We start from the raw sequence: 17,594 nt of genomic DNA, 5'->3' as shown, positions 1-17,594 counted from the left end.
AACTAGCGCACCACGACCGCGGTGAAATCCTGGCGTCCGAACGGGCTGACGTGATAGCCGCTGACATCGGCGCGCGTGATGGCGGCGGCAGTGGGATAGCCCAGCGGAATCCAGAGCGCTTCGTTATGGATGATCTGCTGTGCTGCTTCGTAGGCCTGGGTCCGCGCGGTCTGGTCGGGCGTCGCACGGCCGGCCGTGATGAGCCGGTCGAGCTGCGCGTTGCAATAGCGCGAAAAATTAATACCTGATTTCACCGCATTGCAACTGAAGAGCGGCGACAGATAGTTATCCGGATCACCGTTGTCGCCGGCCCATCCCATGAAGAGCGTATCGTGCTGGCCCTGTTTGGCCTGTTTGATTAACTCGCCCCATTCGATCACCTTCACTTGGGCCTTGACGCCTATTTTGGCGAAATCGGCTTGCAGCAATTCGGCACCGGCTTTCGGGTTGGGATTGAGTACGCTGCCGTTCGGCCGTACCCAGATCGTCGTCTGGAAGCCCTTGGGATAACCCGCTTGCGCGAGAAGCTGTTTGGCTCTCGCGGGGTCGTAAGGCCAGGGCTTGATCGACTTGTCGTCACTCCACGTGTTGGGCGGCCATGGGTTGGTGGCGGCGGTGGCGGTGTTATCGAAGACGGCTTTCAGATAAGTCGTGCGATCGAATGCCATGTTTAGCGCGGTGCGGACCCTGACGTCATCGAGGGGTTTTTTTTGCGTGTTGAGTGCGACAAACGCTGTCATGAACGCAGGCGTTTGCACGATCTTCAGCGCCTTGTCGCCTCTGGCGCGAGCGAGGTCTTGTGGTTTGGGCGAAAGCGCGATCTGGCATTCACCGGCTTTGACTTTTTGCGCCCGTACCGTGGCGTCTGGCGTGATGACGTAAATCAGGCCGTCGACCTTGGGTTTGTTGCCCCAGTAGCTGGGGTTGACGTCATAGCGAATCACCGCATCCCGGGTATAGCTTTTCAGCATGAAAGGACCGGTGCCAACGGGCTGGGCGTTCAGTTCGGCAGGCTTGCCCGCCTTGAGCAACTGGTTTGCGTATTCGGCGGAATAGATCGATGCAAAGCCCATCGTCAAAATCGAAACGAACGTGGCGTTAGGCTCGCTGAGTTCGAACTTGACCGTCTGGTTATCGACCTTCGTCACGGCCTTGATGAGTTTGGGCAAGCCCATCGACTGCGCATGAGGAAAGCCGCTCGCGCCCGTTATCTTGTGCCACGGGTTGCGTTCGTCGAGCATGCGCCCGAAGGAAAACACGACGTCATCGGCATTGAGCGCACGGCTCGGCTTGAAGTAACGGGTCGTCTGGAAGGCCACATTGGGCCGTAGATGGAAGGTGTAAGTGAGGCCATCCGCGCTGACTTCCCATTTGTCGGCGAGTGCCGGGATGATTTTTTTGGCGGCTTCGTCGTAAGCCACGAGTGAATTGAAGAGGACATCCGCAGAAGCATTGGTCGTAACGAGCGAGTTGAACTGGACGACGTCGAAGCCATCAGGGCTGGATTCGGTGCAGACGGTGAGCGGCCTGGCGAGTGCGAGCGCCGGGACCGTGACAAGCAGGGCGGCAAGCAGTGTGAAGCGCATGAGATCTCCCATGTCGAGTGTGAGTGGAGCGCAGCGCTGGTTTGGGGCAAGGCGGCTGGGCGTTCCTGGATGTTCTGGGTGTTGGGGGCGGTTCGGATATCGGGCCGGGCAGCGTGACAGATACAAAAGCTGTCAGGCGGTATCGAGCATCGGGCAGAAAGCTTAGCGAATGACACGCCGGGCGACAACGACTTAATTTGTATACCGATATGGCGTATGGACCCGATGTCGCGGGGTATTAATGCACGTACTTCATGCGCCTGAGTACCCGGGCTCAACAGAATCGAGCTGGGCCCGATGCTGGGCTCATGGCAGCGCGTCGGGCGCACGCGGTTTGCGCGGCGCTTTTTCGAACAGGCGGTCGTACAGCCAGCGCGGCATGGCGTGCAGCAGCATCGCGGCGATGCGCATCGGCCACGGATAGACCGCGAACGAAACCTTGCGGGCAATGGCATCGGCGACTTTCACGGCGAAGCGCTCCGCGTCCATCAGAAAGGGCATGGGATAGGGATTGTGTTCGGTCATCGGCGTGCGGATATAGCCGGGCGCGATGGTGACGACGCAGACCCCCTGGGGACGCATCTCGACGCGCAACGCTTCGAGATATTTCAGGGCGGCGGATTTGGACGCGCTATAAGCCCCGGAGCCGGGCAGGCCACGCACGCCGGCGACACTGGCGACGCCCACCAGAGTGCCGCGCCGTGCGGTGCTCATGGTTTTCACGAACGGCTCGAACGTGGCCACCATGCCGTAATAGTTGACGTCCATGACCTCGCGGAAAGCGGCGAGATCGCCGTGGCCGGTCAGTGCGCCACGGCTGATGCCCGCGTTGGCGAGCACGATATCGGGGCAACCGTATTGGGCGATGAACTGCGCGGCGGCGCTAGCCAGCGCGTCGGCGTCACGCACATCGACGCTATAAACCGCAATGGAATGCTGGGGATGGGATTGCTGGAACTGGCGCAGTACGTCGCCGCGACGGGCGACCAGGCCGAGAATCGCGCCGCGCCGTAGATATTCGGTGGCGAGCGCGAGACCAATACCGCTTGAAGCACCGGTAATGAAAACCTTCAGAGGCGCGTTCATTCCGGTGCCTTGGCGGTGATGTCAGGGGATTTACATCTTTTTGGCGCGGACTTGTGTGACCAGATAATCCAGCACCTGGATCGTGCCTGGCAGGCTATTGGTCGCGCTTGGGCCGGTGACGTACTTGCCTTGCACGATCAGGGTGGGCACGCCCTCGATCTTGTAGGCGGCCATCATCTTTTTATCGCGCTGCACCGCGCTTTGTGTCGAGAATGAGTTGTAGGCCTCCATGAATTTTTTAGTGTCAACGCCGTTCTTGGCGAGGAATTTGGCCTGTTCTTCCGGTGTCATCAGATAGTTCTTGTTGACATGGATCTCATTGAATATTTTGGGTGTGAGCTGTTGCAGGAGGCCCATGGCGTCAAGCGCGTGATAGAGCTTCGAGTGCGGAATAAAGTCGTCTCGAAACGCGACGGGAACGCGCTTGAAGCTCACGTCCGGGCCTTGGCGTTTGATCCAGGTTTCGAGAAAGGGATCGAATTCGCTGCAATGAGGGCAGCCGTACCAGAAAAATTCGATGACTTCGATCTTGCCTGCGGGGGCTTCGATGGGTTGAGGGGCTGCGAGGACGGTGTAGTCCTTGCCTGCGACGGGGGCCGCTGGTGCGGCCTGCGCTGCTGCCGTGATGAACCCAAGCGAAAGCAGCATGATGCTGAACAGTTTTTTCATTTCTGGATGACCTGTTGAATGAAGCGAATTAAGTGAATTAAGCGAATTGAACGGCGCTAAAAATGAGATGTGTGACTGGTTTGCGGTGGCGTTGAAACAGTGAGCATGAGCAGGCCGTTGCTGTGATTGAGACCCGCGCCGCCAAAGTAAGGTTCAGAGGCGGCGCGTCAGAATCACTGTTTGGTAAAGCGGATAACCGCAGTATCGACCCCCGCGCCAGACAAGCGCTGGCGGGCGGCGTTCATCTCATCGAATTTTGAGAAGGGCCCGATGCGCACACGGTAATACGTGACGCCTCCTGAGTCGCGCAACGTGACTTTCGATTCGAAGCCCTGGAAGGCCAGTCGGGCGCGCTGTTGCTCGGCATCGGCCGAGGTTTTATAGGCCCCGACCTGAAGGAAATAGCCGGTATTGGCATCGGACGCGCTCTGCGGGCTGGGCTTCGCCGTGCCTGGAGGCGGCGCGTTGCCGTTGATGGCTGAACTCGCGCTGGTAGCGGGGGTGGGTGGTTTTTTCACCGGTACGGGTGCGGCGGAGTCTTTTTCAGCAGCGGGTTTGGGTGCGACCGCTACCCCGTTCGCGCTGGTGGGCGGAACTTCGACGATTTGCGGTTCATCGAGCAGGCCCGTGCTTTGCGTCTGGTTGCTGGTGGCGCCAGGCGCCGTGTTGGGCGGCGTGGGCTGGGCTCCTTGTGGCGCGACGGGCTGGCCGGGCATCTTGCCTTGCAGCGGGCGGTTGGGGTCGAACTGCGGCGAGGGCGCGGCAGTATCGGTGGGGGGAGCGACTTTCGAGACAAACGGCGTAGGCGCACGCGTGATATAGAGCGCCACCACAACCGCGACGGCGAGGCCGACGATCAGTCCCAGCACGATACCGAGAAAAGTGCCTCCGGTTTGTTTCGATTGCTTCGTTGCACGGCGTGGTTGTGCCATCGTATGAATCACCTGCAAAAAAATCCTGGAACGGCCGCCGATTATAACGACGGCCACACGCATGGGGTGGTTTGGCGGGGCGCTTACATCTTGAGGGGCGCTGAGACACCGATTAACGCCAGGCCGTTGGCCAGCACCTGACGGGTTGCCGCGAGCAGTGCGATGCGGGCGTTGCGGCCTGTTGCCTCGTCGATCAGCACGCGCTCGGCCCGGTCATTGTAAAACGAGTGAAATTCACTAGCGAGTTCGCGCAGATAGAACGCTACCGCGTGCGGCGCGAGTTCGGTGGCGGCATGTTCGAGCATGTCCGGGAATTCGGCCAGTTTTTGCAGCAGCGCCATCGCCCGTTCGCTGGTGAGCGGCGTGACGTCGATTTGCGCGAGGTGGGCTTCGTCGCCCTGGTAGCGCGTTTTCCATTCATTGAGCACCGAGCAGATACGCGCATGCGCGTACTGGACGTAATGCACCGGGTTTTCGTCGTTTTGCTTGAGCGCGAGGTCGATGTCGAAGACGAATTCGGTATCCGCCTTGCGCGAGATCAGGAAGAAGCGCACCGCGTCGCGGCCACGGCGGATCGTGGCTTCATCGGCTGGCGCCTGGGCCGTGTCGCTGCCCGGGGTGACGCCGCCCGACCATTCGATCAGGTCGCGCACGGTCACATAGCTGCCCGCGCGTTTCGAGATTTTGACTTCCTCGCCGTTACGCATCACCGTGACCATCTTGTGCAGGATGTAATCCGGATAGCCTTGCGGGATGCCAAGGCCCAGCCCTTGCAGCCCAGCCCGCACGCGCGCAATGGTGCCGTGGTGATCCGAGCCCTGCACGTTGATTACCTTGGTGAAGCCGCGTTCCCATTTGACCGCGTGATAGGCGACGTCCGGCACGAAATAGGTGTACGTGCCGTCGGATTTGCGCATCACGCGGTCTTTGTCGTCACCGTCGTCGGTGGTGCGCAGCCACAGGGCGTTGTCCTGCTCGTAGGTTTTGCCTGCGGCAATGAGCGCGGCCACTGTTTTTTCGACACGGCCTTCCTTGTATAGCGAGGATTCGAGATAGTACTGGTCGAACTGAACGCCGAACGCCTGAAGATCCATGTCCTGCTCGTGGCGCAGGTAGGCCACGGCGAAGCGGCGGATTGCCTCCAGGTTGCCGATCTCGCCTGCGCCCTTGACGGGCTCGCCATCACTGGCGGCGACGGTTGCGCCATTGAGGTAATCGCGGGCGATATCCGCGATGTATTCGCCGTTGTAGGCCGCTTCGGGCCACAGCGCGTCACCGGGCTTGAGCCCGCGCGCGCGCGCCTGGGTGGAGAGGGCGAGGGTCTGGATCTGGACCCCGGCATCGTTGTAGTAAAACTCACGGTGAACCGCATAGCCTTGCGAGGCCAGCACATTCGAGAGCGCATCGCCCAGCGCCGCCTGGCGCCCGTGGCCGACGTGCAGCGGGCCGGTGGGGTTGGCCGAGACAAATTCGACCAGCACACGGCGGCCCGCTTCCCGGGCGACGTGGCCAAAGCGCGTCTGTTCGGCGAAGACGGCGGCGATGACGGCCTGCTTGGCCGTGGGCGTGAGCCGGAGATTGATAAAGCCGGGGCCTGCGACTTCCGCATCCAGTACCAGTTGCCGCGCGCCCGGCTGCATGAGCAGGGTCTCGACGATGTGTTGCGCGAGCTGACGCGGATTGGCACGCAGCGGTTTGGCGAGCTGCATCGCCACATTGCAGGCGATGTCGCCATGGGCGGCGACTTTCGGCCGCTCAAGCGTGATGGTGGGCGCGACGAACTCCGCGTTGGCTTCACCCTGCATGGTTTGGGCGACCTGCTTCACGGTATCGCTGAACAGGGTTTCGAGGAAATGTTTATGTGCGGGCAACATGCGTGTGATGAGTCCAGTGAGGCAAATCCGGGTAAAAACGGAACGCTAGCGGGTGCTTGGCACGCAATGGTAGTGTCCGCCAGGGGAATACAAAAGGGTTGTGCCGCGCTGTCGTGGCCGCGAGGCCCTGGGGTGGGCACTCGCTGCGCCTGGGGCCCGGCTGGCTGTCGCTGCCACGGAGTAATAGCCGCGAATAGCAGCCCGGGCAGCCCGGCGCCGTTCGATCTAGCCGGATTTTAGCAGGTGCTATATATTCGGCGACTTGCCTATCAAGGGCTGTAGGCCGCCAGTTCGTGCCGTCGCGTGAGCGGCGGTACGCGTGCATCAAATTTCAACACTGAACAACGAACAGAGGAAACCGTTATGCTGATTACCTTTAAATGCCAAGCTGCACCGGACGTGATGATGCTGGGAGACTTGGCCCAGTATCTGCTTGGCATCATCGGCAAACGTCTGGGTGAACGTGGGGTGATCACCCACGACGAGCTACCTGCGGCGATTACCAAGCTCGAAGGCGCGATCTCAACTGACAAACAAACGCGTGCTGAACACGATGGCCATTTCCATGAAGGCGAAGAAGGCTATGAGCATCATGAGATTCCACTAGGCCTGGCGCAGCGGGCGTTTCCGTTTCTCGACATGATGCGCGAGGCGCATAAGGGGAATGCGGATATCGTTTGGGGTGTTTGAGCCTGATTGACGCGAGTAGGCTCTGACGCTGCGGCAAGGGTCACTCGTCAGGAAGAGCCGGAAGTTGGCGGCAAAGTCAGCCGCGATGTTTCAGCGCGAAGCAAAAAACGCTTTTTGAACTGCACCCCAGGAGTCGGACATCGGTCTGGCTCCTGGGGTGTTTTTTTGGGCGGAACGCTTGTGCAACAGGTTCGTGGAGGTCCCCGCGCCGTCTCATGATGCGGCGATGGAACTCAGCCTCACAGCAAAGGCGCCAGCGCCCGTTTGGCCTCGGCTTGCGAGAGCCCCATGCGCTGGGCGTAATCATCCAGTTGATCCTGCGCAATTTTGCCGACCGAAAAATACGTGCTATCCGGATGCGCCAGATAAAAACCGGAGACGCTCGCGGCGGGTAGCATCGCCAGCGATTCGGTCACGCTCATGCCGATCTCGCTGGCTTGCAGCACATCGAACATCGCCTGCTTCACCAGATGATCGGGGCATGCGGGATAGCCTGGAGCAGGCCGGATGCCCTGGTATTTTTCGGCGATCAGGTCGTCGTTGGTGAGCGTTTCCTGGCTGGCGTAGCCCCACAGGTCGCGCCGCACGCGCGCATGCATCGCTTCGGCGAAGGCTTCAGCCAAACGGTCCGCGAGCGCCTTGAACATGATGGCGCTGTAATCGTCGTGATCTTTTTCGAACTGCTTTTCTTTTGCTTCAACACCGAGGCCTGCCGTGACCGCGAACAGGCCAATATAGTCCGCTAGCCCGGAGGTTTTCGGCGCGATGAAATCCGCCAGCGAGCGGTTGGGCCGCTTCACGCCATCGACCACCGGCCGCACGCTTTGCTGGCGCAGGTTGCGCCAGGTGAGCGCCACCTCGGTGCGCGATTCGTCGGTGTAAATCTCGATGTCGTCGTCATTGACGGTGTTCGCGGGCAGCAGCGCAATCACGCCATTGGCCGTGAGCCAGCGCCCCTGGATCAGCCGCGCCAGCATCGCCTTGCCGTCGGCAAACACGCGCCGGGCGGATTCGCCGACGATCTCATCGGTGAGAATCGCCGGATAAGGCCCGGCCAGATCCCACGTCTGGAAAAACGGCGCCCAGTCGATGTATTGCGCCAGCTCCGCCAGATCGAAATTCTTGAATACGCGCCGTCCAATGAACTTGGGCTTGACCGGTTGCCAGGCGTTCCAGTCGAGCGGTGTTTTATTGGCCCGGGCTTCGGCCAGTGTCACCATCGGCTGGGCTTTTTTGTTGGCGTGCTGCTCGCGGATGCGCTCGTAATCGGTTTTCAGTTCGTCCAGATACTTCGTCGCGCCGTCGTCTGATAGCAGGCTCGACGCTACCGATACCGAGCGCGAAGCATCCGGCACGTACACCACGGGCCCGTCGTAATGCGGCGCGATCTTGACGGCGGTATGCACCCGCGAGGTGGTCGCGCCGCCAATCAGCAGCGGTGTTTTTTTCTCGCGGAAATAATCGTCGCGCTGCATTTCCGCGGCGACGTATGACATTTCTTCGAGGCTGGGCGTAATCAGCCCGGATAGCCCGATGATGTCCGCGCCTTCAGCGCGGGCTTTGGCCAGGATGTCGGCGCACGGCACCATCACGCCCATGTTGACCACTTCGAAGTTATTGCACTGCAGGACCACTGTAACGATGTTCTTGCCGATATCGTGCACATCGCCCTTGACGGTGGCGATCACGATCTTGCCTTTGGCGCGCACGTCGCTGCCGGCGGCGGCAAGGCGCTGCTTTTCTTCTTCGATGAACGGAATCAGATGAGCGACGGCCTGCTTCATCACACGCGCCGATTTGACCACCTGCGGCAGGAACATCTTGCCCTGACCAAACAGGTCGCCCACGATGTTCATGCCATCCATCAACGGCCCTTCGATCACGTTGATGGGCCGCCCGCCTGTGGCGGCGATCTGCGCGCGGGCTTCTTCGGTGTCTTCGACGATGAAGTTCGTGATGCCGTGCACCATCGCATGGGCCAGACGTTTTTCAACGGGCTGGTTGCGCCATTCGAGGTTTTCTTCTTTTTTTGCCGCGCCGGTTTTGAAGCGGTCGGCGATTTCGAGCAGACGGTCGGTGCCATCGGCACGGCGGTTTAGCACGACATCCTCGACGCGCTCGCGCAGCTCAGGGTCGAGATCGGCATACACGCCTAGCTGGCCCGCGTTGACGATGCCCATGTCCATGCCTGCCTGGATCGCGTGATACAGGAACACGGTGTGAATTGCCTCGCGCACCGGGTCGTTGCCACGAAACGAGAACGAGACGTTCGACACCCCGCCGCTCACCTTCGCATACGGCAGGTTTTGCTTGATCCAGCGCGTGGCATTGATGAAATCGACCGCGTAATTGTTGTGTTCCTCGATGCCGGTGGCGATGGCGAAAATATTCGGATCGAACACGATGTCTTCTGGCGGAAACCCCACTTCATTGACCAGAAAATCATAGGAGCGCTGGCAGATCTCTGTCTTGCGCGCGAAAGTGTCGGCCTGGCCCTGCTCATCGAAGGCCATCACCACGGCGGCCGCGCCATAACGGCGGATCAGGTTCGCGTGATGGCGGAAGGCGGCCTCCCCTTCCTTGAGCGAGATCGAATTGACGATCGCTTTGCCTTGCACGCATTTCAGACCGGCTTCGATCACTTCCCACTTCGACGAATCGATCATGACCGGCACGCGAGCGATATCGGGCTCGGACGCGATCAGGTTCATGAAGCGCTCCATGGCGGCCTTTGAATCGAGCATGGCTTCGTCCATGTTGACGTCGATCACCTGCGCGCCGTTTTCGACCTGGTGGCGCGCTACCGCGAGCGCCTCGTCGAACTGGCCGTTGAGAATCATGCGGGCGAAGGCCTTCGAGCCGGTCACATTGGTGCGTTCGCCGACGTTGATGAAAAGCGTACCAGGCGAGACGTTGAAGGGTTCGAGCCCGGAGAGGCGCATGGTGTGATCGGTCATGGCAGTGTGCTAAGGCTGGCTGTGAAAGCGGGGGAATAGGAGCAATAGGGGCAATAGGGGCAAGGAGCGGCTTGGGAGAAGACGCGGCGCTCAGCGTGCGAGCCGTGCGTCAGGCGGCATCGCGGTACTGGCCTGGCCACTGGCGCGGCTTGATCTCGGCGAGTGCCTTGGCAATGGCCGCGATGTGTTCTGGAGTGGTGCCGCAGCAGCCGCCTGCGAGGTTCACGAGGCCCGCCTGAGCGAACTCCCGCAGCAGGCCGGAGGTGTCGGCGGGCAGCTCGTCGAAGCCGGTGTCGCTCATCGGATTGGGCAGGCCCGCATTCGGATAGCACGACACATAGGTGTCGCACAGACGCGCCAGCTCGGCGATGTACGGACGCATGAGCGCTGCGCCCAGAGCGCAGTTCAGGCCGAAGGTCAGGGGCTTGGCGTGCCGCAGCGAATTCCAGAAGGCTTCGACGGTTTGGCCCGAGAGAATACGCCCCGAAGCGTCGGTGACCGTGCCGGAAATCATGATGGGGAGGCGCTCGCCGGTGTTTTCGAAAAGCTCATCAAGGGCGAACAGTGCGGCTTTGGCGTTGAGCGTGTCGAAAATCGTTTCGACCAGAAACAGGTCCGCGCCGCCATCGAGCAGCGCTTGCGCCTGTTCGTAATACGAGGTGCGGAGTTCGTCGAAGGTGACGTTGCGCGCGCCTGGATCGTTGACGTCGGGTGAGATGCTGGCGGTTTTCGGTGTGGGGCCGATTGCGCCTGCGACGAAGCGTGGCTTGTCGGGCGTCGAATATTTGTCGCACGCGGCGCGCGCCAGCCTGGCGGATTCGAGATTCATCTCGATGGCAAGGTTTTCCATGCCGTAGTCGGCCTGGGCCACGGTGGTCGCGCCAAACGTGTTGGTTTCGATGATGTCCGCGCCGGCCGCGAGATATTGCTCGTGGATTTCGCCGATGATCTGCGGTTGCGTGAGCGATAACAGTTCGTTGTTGCCTTTGATATCGCGGCCGTAATCCTGGAAGCGTGCGCCGCGGTAGCGGGCTTCGTCGAGCTTGTAGCGCTGGATCATCGTGCCCATCGCACCATCGAGTATCAGGATGCGTGACTCGAGCAGCCTGGGGAGCGCGGCCCCCCGTGTGTAAGCGCGAGCGCTGGGGGCGGAAGCGGCGGGGCGAGCGGGCTGGTTCATGGCGAGTCGGGCGGGAGGGCGGCTGGTTCGGGAAAGTTCGTTATTGTAGTCGGAGCAGTGCTTTGCCTGAATGCGGGCAATGATGGGAAATTAATTGCGTGAACAGTAAAAACCCCCGCCAGGCTTTGCCTGGCGGGGGTTGGGCGCACCGGGGTGCTGAATAAAAAACAAGAAAGGCTGAACCGGGATCAGTGAGAAATCACAGGCTGGGTCATCAGGCTGTCGAACTGGCCGAGAAACTCGTCGACCTCATCGAGCGAGGGCTCTTCTGCGATGAGCCTTTGCACATGCTCACGGAAACTGGCGGCCATTACGCCATCAATATAGATTTCGCGTTGCATGTTTTTATCGACGATCTCGTAACCGCCAGACCTCATGGCGAAGTGCCCGTCTTGCGGGGGAAATTCGACAACGCAGTAGTTCTGGCTGTTGTAGATCATTTGCATGGCGTCACTCCTGTTCCTGTATTCGTGGGCTCCTGGCCGTACAGCGCCATAAATGGAGCGAATGAAATGGAATTCAAGGGGGCGTCTACTGGACGTGGACGCAAAAATAAAAACGGCCCCTTTTTTCGAACGTTTCAGGTCGTGCGACAAAGCGAAGCAGGCTGGTGAGGCTGAGGTTAGCGCGGAATGCGCTGGCGGCAGTATGAACTGAAATACGCAACAGCGTGCGAGTGTCAATGTGCGCTGCCGGGGTTTTAGGGCTTGCTGTACAGGTTTTCAGGCGCAGCCGGCGTTGGGCCGGAAGGGGTACGCGCGCTGCCCGGCGGGCGTTGGCCGCGCCACACAAGCTCGATTTCCGCGCCGTTGGGTTCGGTTTGCATCAGCCGGGCGGGCAGCCAGCCGAGGGAGGGCGCGAGCCAGATGTCAATGCGCCGGGTGTCGCCCGCGCGGCGCGGTAATCGTCGGAAGTGACGGGCACTGATGAGGCCTTCGGCGGTGTGAACGGTTTCGTCGCCGATTGTCTGGATGGGCCAGGTTTCGCCACTGTTGCTATCTGTCACGAAGAATTCGCGCGTGACACCGGGCACGTAGGCATCGGGGTTGCCGCGCACGAGGCCCGCCAGTTGCATCAGCATGCTGAAACGGTCCTGCGCGCCTTCGGGCAGTGCTAGCCGCATGGGCGTGCGGGTGAAAACGATTTGCCGCTCGTCGCGGTTGAAGATCGTGACATTTTCCGCACTTCGGCCGCGCTGTTCGATGTATTGCTCAGGCGCGAGGCCAAAGGCATCGATTTGGCCATGGCTGGAATAGCGATAAGTGCCGACGAAGGGCAGCGGAATAGCGATGGCAAGCGTGTAGGTGTGGCCGTCGCTGTGCCAGCGGATCGTGCCAGACGGGTTGCGCATGCCGTTGTAGTACGAGTCGTATTCCAGATCGCCCGATGGCGGCACGGAGAATTTCACGCCGCTCTGCGCCTGGGGGCCCGGGGTCGTGGCGTCTTTGCTGGCATCGCCGGTGCCGTTCAGGCCGCTTGAACCGGTTGAACCAGCCGGGCCGGAGGCCTCGTGGGCTACGTTGGGGGCGCTTTCGTTCGCGGTTGAAGTGGGCGTTTCGGTGCGCGTGACGGGGGTGGACCGGGGTCGCGCCGCCTTGAGCGCGGGCTCGCCACGCGTTCGGCCTGGCGTTCGCTCCGGGGCTGGCAAAGGCACGGAGGGCGAAGCTGGCGACGTAGGGGAAACAGGCTTGCGTTCGATGCGCTCCGGTTTGAGTAGTGCGATTTGTACGGGCGGAGGGGCTTCAGGCGGCTCAAACCGGATACGGCTGTGTCCGATCCATAGCCCGGCTATTCCATGCAGGCACAGCACGGCAACGAGCGTGGCAATCCAGCGGCCAACACGTCGCGGAGAGCGTTTCACTGCCCTGGCTCCGGCCTCGGCGGTCGGCTTGGCAAGACGGGATGGAGGCGAAGACGGCATCGGATTGAGAGGGTGAGAGGAATGGCCGAGCGAAATCGTGGATTGCCAGGACTGCCTCGATCATTCCGCGCCGTGCAAGACCGGATGGCTGCGAGCGGGGTATTTTACCGGGCGTGTTTTCCCGATGCCGTGGTCGCGGTTGTCTTGAGCGTGAAATCAGTGCTTCGTCGAGTCCAGCATGGCAACCTTGTCCGCTGCATTAAACCTTTGCACTAAAACCCAATTCATAAGACAGCCGCTGGGCGCACTCATTTAATGCCGCTCGGGCTTCGCTTTCCCAGTGAATCTCGAATGCGCTTTCGCGGCCTAGCGCAATCAGCCCAAGCGCGAGGTTGCCTGCCGCATCGAACACGGGCACGCAGAACGCGTTAATACCGGGCAGCAACCGGCCTTCAACCCGTGCGGCGCCGTGCGTGCGGACCTCTGCGAGCAGGCGTTCGATGTCGTCCTGGGTCCGGGGCAGGCCCGGCGTGGCATGCGCGGGAGGGGGTTCGCGCTGTTGTGCCAGTTCGCGCTCAAGCATCGGTGCGGTTTTGCTGCGCGGTAAATAAGCGGCGAACAGCAGACCCGTCGCGGAACTCAATAGCGGCATGACATCGCCGAGCTTGAGCGAAGCCTTGGCCGGATAGCTCGATTCGATCCAGTGCACCACGGTCGGCCCCTGATTGCCCCACACGGCAATGCCCACGGTCAGATCCCGTTGCTCATGCAAGACGGCGAGCGCCTGGCGCGCGAGTTTGACGCCATCCACGCGCGCCAGCCGCGCCAGCCCAAGCTGCAAGGCGAAGCCGCCTAGTTCGTAGCGGCCGGAGAGCGGGTCTTGTGCGACTACGCCAAGCCGCGCAAAGCTCACCAGGTAACGGTGGGCTTTGGCCGGGCTCATTTGTGCGCGTTGCGCGAGATCGCGCAGCATCATGGCGCGTGGTTCGTGGGTTAGCACCTCAAGCAGCCGGAAGCCCACTTCGATGGACTGAACCCCTGAGCGAAGTTTTTCTTCGCTCGCATCGTGTTCGTGCGCGCAGGCCTCGGCGAGGTTTGCCATGTCAGTGGTTATGTCAGTACGGAGGGCGCGGCGCGTGTGCGAGGAGGAAGGCATGAGCGAAAGCGTTGGGTAGACCAATGGAAGAGAGGGACGAAACGGAGGAGTAGACCAGGACGGCGGCGCCAGCCGACGAATTCACCATCGTAGAATAGATTCCTTCGAGCGTCACTTCCTCCCCCTCCTCCTATTTTTTGTCTTATGAAACTAGCGACCCTGAAAGACGGCACGCGCGACGGCCAGTTGATGGTTGTGTCCCGCGACTTGCAAACGGCGGCGCTGGCCGACGCGATTGTGGCGACGTTACAGCGCGCGCTCGACGACTGGCCGTTTTACGCCCCGCAATTGCAAGAGGTGTATGACGCGCTGAATCAGGGGCGCGCCCGCCATACTTTTGCGTTCGATGCTGGCCAGTGCATGGCGCCGTTGCCCCGTGCCTATCAGTGGGCGGATGGCTCGTCGTATGTGAACCATGTCGAACTGGTGCGGCGCGCCCGCGGCGCTGAGATGCCCGAAACGTTCTGGAGCGATCCGCTGATGTACCAGGGCGGCAGCGATGATTTCATTGGCCCCAAAGATGACATCGTGTGCGCGTCCGAGGCGTTTGGCATTGATTTCGAAGCGGAGGTCGCGGTGCTGACCGCGGATGTGCCGATGGGCACGACACCCGACCAGGCGCTGAACAGCGTGCGCTTGCTGACACTGGTCAATGATGTGTCGCTGCGCAACCTGATTCCGGCGGAACTGGCCAAGGGTTTTGGGTTTTTTCAGAGCAAGCCCGCGACCGCCTTTGCCCCGCTCGCCATCACCCCGGATGAGCTCGGCGCGCACTGGCGCGAAGGCCGCCTGCATCGGCCGATGCTGGTGCACTGGAACGGGAAGAAGGTCGGACAGCCGGATGCGGGCAGCGACATGGTGTTCCATTTCGGCCAGTTGATCGCGCATGCGGCGAAGACGCGTAACCTGCGCGCAGGAACGATCGTCGGCTCAGGCACGATATCGAACAAGGACCCTAAACGCGGCTACTGCTGCATCGCGGAAAAACGCTGCCTCGAAACCATCGAACATGGCGCGCCGAAAACCGCGTTTATGCAGTATGGCGATACCGTCAAAATTGAAATGCTCGATGAAGCGGGCAAATCGCTTTTCGGTGCGATTGAACAATCTGTCGCGCCGCCTGATTCGGCAGCCTGATAGCGCCGCTGGTGCACGGTATGATCGGACGAATTCGCCTGGCTGATACCGATACCGATACCGACACCGACACCGCTGCGGCTGTTTTTGATCTCGCTGACGCTGTCCATATTGTCTGGATGACAGCCGTCGTTATGTCGTTCTGTCGTCAGGTCGTTACCTTGCTACGTCGCGCCACGGCTTGCTATCGTCAGCGTTCCTTTTTTTGATTTTTGTTGCGAGGAGATCCGCATGCCCGATACACCTGGTTCTGCTTTCCCATTCTTTTTTCCGGGCTTCCAGGGCGTTCCGCCGGGCGGGATGCTTGAGCAGCTCTGGGGCCTGATGCCGCTCGCACCGGGGCTTTCTGGCGCGGCGCCTGCTGATTTCCCTGGCATGATGGCGCAACTCACGAATGTCGAGGAACTCGAACGCCGGATCACCGATATGCGTGCCGTCGAGCAATGGCTCAAGCTGAACCTGAATATGTTGCAGTCGGCGATTCAGGCGATGGAGGTTCAGCGTGCGACGCTGGCCACGTTGCGCGCGTTTGGCGCTTTTGCGCAGGGGGCAGCGGCTCAGCCGCAGGCCGACGCTGCGGCTTCGGCTTCTGCTTTTACTTCAGCCGCAGCCGATGGCGCAGAGGCAGCCGATGCCGCGTCGCATGCCGCGGGCGCCGGGGCGGTTGATCCTTCGGGCTGGTGGAATATGCTGCAAGCGCAGTTCAACCAGATCGCGCAATTCGCCATGGCCCAGCCGGACGCGGCTGAACCTGCGGCATCTGCTGAGCCGGCCGCATCGGCCGCGAAATCTGCCAAATCTGCGGCTTCCACGACAGCTTCCACCGCTCGACCTTCAACCCGCTCTACGGCTGCACGCAGTGGCGCGGCGAAAAAGACGGCAGCAAAAAAAACACCGTCGAAAAAAACACCGTCGCCTCGCACGCGATGAGCGCCCAGCAAGCAGCGGCTAAAGCGTTGGACCTGATGTTGGTGTTGCCGGCATGCGTCTCGCGCTAGTGCTCATGGGGGGCGGTGCGCGTGCCGCTTATCAGGTGGGCGCGCTGCAAGCGCTCGCCGAAATCGCTCGCACCGTCGCGCCCGCACGCCGGGCCTCGCCGTTCAGCGTGATATGCGGCACGTCCGCCGGGGCGATCAATGCAACTTCCATGGCGAGCCATGCTGACGATTTCACGCGCGGCGCTGCGCGTCTGGTGGACGTCTGGTCCGGGATGCGCGCCCATCATGTGTATCGGACCGACTGGCCTGGCGTGATGCTGGCCGGGGCGCGCTGGCTCGCGGCCATGACCGTGGGCTGGGCCGCGCATCAGTCTCCGCGCGGCTTGTTCGATTCCACGCCGCTCGCGCATCTGTTGCGTGAGGCGCTCAGTTTTCACCGCATCGAGCAGATGCTTGAACAGCGCATGCTGCATGCGCTTTCGGTGACTGCGCTGAGTTACTCATCGGGCCAGCATCTGACGTTTTATCAGGCTAGCGAGCCGATTCACGCCTGGCGGCGTGCGCAGCGTTCCGCGCGAATGGTGGCGCTTACGCCTGAGCATTTGCTGGCGTCGGCCGCGATTCCGTATGTGTTTCCGGCGGTGCGGCTCGAACTCGATGGACATCACGAATATTTCGGCGATGGCTCGATCCGCCAGATTGCGCCGCTGAGTCCAGCGATTCACTTTGGGGCGCAACGCATTCTTGTGCTTGGGGCGGCGGCACCGCGCCCGGAAGTGCCGCCAGCCGGGCATGAGAACGGCTATCCATCGCTCGCGCAGATTGGGCAGCAGGTGCTGGCGAGTGTGTTTCTCGATTCGCTTGGCGCGGATATCGAACGCGTTGAGCACGTGAACCGCATGGTGCGGCATCTGCCGCTGGCGGTTGCGCCGGAGAGCGGCTGGCGTCAGATCGAGGTGCTGGCGATTGCGCCCAGCGAACGTATCGAGCTGATCGCCGCGCGTTACCTCAAATGCTTGCCGCGCACCGTGCGCGGGCTGCTGGGTGCAGTGGGGGGGAACCGTGCGTCGGGGGCTTCGTTTGCGAGCTATTTGCTGTTCGAGCGCGAATTCACATGCGAACTGATTGAACTGGGGCGGCGCGATGTGCTGGCTCAAAGCGAGGCGATTGCGCGCTGGGTTAAACCGCCTGAGGCAATGGGCTAAATGGCCCCGGCTGCCCCGGCTTAAACGACATCTCGTGCATCGTTCGTTATTCTGAGCAGGACTTTGCGTATTTTCCGGTGGATTTTCAGTTTTTTCGTAACCAGGGGCTGGCTAATGCCTGCGGCATTTTGGCTATCCTGGGAGGCGAGGGCCTCGTGTTACCATCGTGAAAGCTTTTGCCGATCTTTTTTGCCGTTTTTTTTTCAGGCCCGCGGCTGGCAGTGGATGCCCGCTGCCATGACGCGCTTTCAGCTTGCACAAAAGTAATGACATAAAGGTTCACAAGCTGTCAGGCATTTCTTTCTTCCGGTTTGGCCTGGTTG

General features: G+C 61.1%; 15 protein-coding genes. 5 read left to right on the top strand and 10 right to left on the bottom strand.

Annotated elements, in window-relative coordinates:
- Nucleotides 1-2: 2 nt before the first annotated feature.
- The 5 genes from GH657_RS14365 to argS form a co-directional block, all read right to left on the bottom strand.
- A complete protein-coding gene (locus tag GH657_RS14365) occupies nucleotides 3-1,586 on the bottom strand; it encodes an ABC transporter substrate-binding protein (protein ID WP_153101537.1) in 1,584 nt (527 codons plus the stop codon).
- 306 nt (nucleotides 1,587-1,892) lie between these two features.
- Entirely contained in the window at nucleotides 1,893-2,672 is a 780-nt protein-coding gene (locus GH657_RS14360; protein ID WP_153101536.1) for an SDR family oxidoreductase, read from the bottom strand.
- A gap of 30 nt (nucleotides 2,673-2,702) precedes the next feature.
- On the bottom strand, nucleotides 2,703-3,341 hold the full coding sequence (locus tag GH657_RS14355) for a thiol:disulfide interchange protein DsbA/DsbL (RefSeq protein ID WP_153101535.1): 639 nt from the start codon (nucleotides 3,339-3,341) through the stop codon (nucleotides 2,703-2,705).
- Nucleotides 3,342-3,514: 173 nt separating this feature from the next.
- Complete coding sequence (locus GH657_RS14350) at nucleotides 3,515-4,291, bottom strand: SPOR domain-containing protein (protein ID WP_174769956.1); 777 nt, start codon at nucleotides 4,289-4,291, stop codon at nucleotides 3,515-3,517.
- A gap of 65 nt (nucleotides 4,292-4,356) precedes the next feature.
- Complete coding sequence (argS, locus tag GH657_RS14345) at nucleotides 4,357-6,147, bottom strand: arginine--tRNA ligase (protein ID WP_153101533.1); 1,791 nt, start codon at nucleotides 6,145-6,147, stop codon at nucleotides 4,357-4,359.
- 363 nt (nucleotides 6,148-6,510) lie between these two features.
- Between argS and GH657_RS14340 the strand changes: the two genes are divergently transcribed.
- On the top strand, nucleotides 6,511-6,837 hold the full coding sequence (locus GH657_RS14340; protein ID WP_153101532.1) for a DUF1840 domain-containing protein: 327 nt from the start codon (nucleotides 6,511-6,513) through the stop codon (nucleotides 6,835-6,837).
- A gap of 239 nt (nucleotides 6,838-7,076) precedes the next feature.
- Here the strand turns inward: GH657_RS14340 and metH are convergent, their stop codons facing one another.
- The 5 genes from metH to GH657_RS14315 all read right to left on the bottom strand — a co-directional run bounded on the left by metH (nucleotide 7,077) and on the right by GH657_RS14315 (nucleotide 13,937).
- Nucleotides 7,077-9,794 carry a methionine synthase gene (metH, locus tag GH657_RS14335; protein ID WP_174769955.1) on the bottom strand — a complete coding sequence of 906 codons (2,718 nt, stop codon included), beginning with the start codon at nucleotides 9,792-9,794 and terminating at the stop codon, nucleotides 7,077-7,079.
- Nucleotides 9,795-9,903: 109 nt separating this feature from the next.
- Nucleotides 9,904-10,974, bottom strand: a complete 1,071-nt coding sequence (locus GH657_RS14330; RefSeq protein ID WP_153101531.1) for a homocysteine S-methyltransferase family protein — start codon at nucleotides 10,972-10,974, stop codon at nucleotides 9,904-9,906.
- 188 nt (nucleotides 10,975-11,162) lie between these two features.
- On the bottom strand, nucleotides 11,163-11,420 hold the full coding sequence (locus GH657_RS14325; protein WP_153101530.1) for a BTH_I0359 family protein: 258 nt from the start codon (nucleotides 11,418-11,420) through the stop codon (nucleotides 11,163-11,165).
- Between the two features lie 254 nt (nucleotides 11,421-11,674).
- Complete coding sequence (locus GH657_RS14320; protein ID WP_246174086.1) at nucleotides 11,675-12,835, bottom strand: DUF3108 domain-containing protein; 1,161 nt, start codon at nucleotides 12,833-12,835, stop codon at nucleotides 11,675-11,677.
- Nucleotides 12,836-13,094: 259 nt separating this feature from the next.
- Entirely contained in the window at nucleotides 13,095-13,937 is an 843-nt protein-coding gene (locus GH657_RS14315; protein WP_246174085.1) for an IclR family transcriptional regulator, read from the bottom strand.
- A gap of 198 nt (nucleotides 13,938-14,135) precedes the next feature.
- On the opposite strand from GH657_RS14315, the gene GH657_RS14310 reads away from it, so the two are divergent.
- The 4 genes from GH657_RS14310 to GH657_RS14295 are packed head-to-tail and all read left to right on the top strand — an operon-like array spanning nucleotide 14,136 to nucleotide 17,271.
- Nucleotides 14,136-15,128, top strand: a complete 993-nt coding sequence (locus tag GH657_RS14310; RefSeq protein WP_153101527.1) for a fumarylacetoacetate hydrolase family protein — start codon at nucleotides 14,136-14,138, stop codon at nucleotides 15,126-15,128.
- 20 nt (nucleotides 15,129-15,148) lie between these two features.
- Nucleotides 15,149-15,337 (top strand): hypothetical protein, encoded by a 189-nt coding sequence (locus tag GH657_RS14305; RefSeq protein ID WP_153101526.1) that lies wholly within the window; start codon nucleotides 15,149-15,151, stop codon nucleotides 15,335-15,337.
- A 22-nt stretch (nucleotides 15,338-15,359) separates the two neighbouring features.
- Nucleotides 15,360-16,058, top strand: coding sequence for a PhaM family polyhydroxyalkanoate granule multifunctional regulatory protein (locus GH657_RS14300; protein WP_153101525.1), 699 nt, complete (start codon nucleotides 15,360-15,362; stop codon nucleotides 16,056-16,058).
- Between the two features lie 52 nt (nucleotides 16,059-16,110).
- Nucleotides 16,111-17,271, top strand: coding sequence for a patatin-like phospholipase family protein (locus GH657_RS14295; RefSeq protein ID WP_153101524.1), 1,161 nt, complete (start codon nucleotides 16,111-16,113; stop codon nucleotides 17,269-17,271).
- Nucleotides 17,272-17,594: the final 323 nt, after the last annotated feature.

Origin of the sequence: Paraburkholderia hayleyella (genome assembly GCF_009455685.1) — a bacterium.
GTDB lineage: Bacteria > Pseudomonadota > Gammaproteobacteria > Burkholderiales > Burkholderiaceae > Paraburkholderia > Paraburkholderia hayleyella.
Note: the sequence above shows the minus strand (reverse complement) of the source record. Positions and strands in the feature narration are given on the sequence as shown.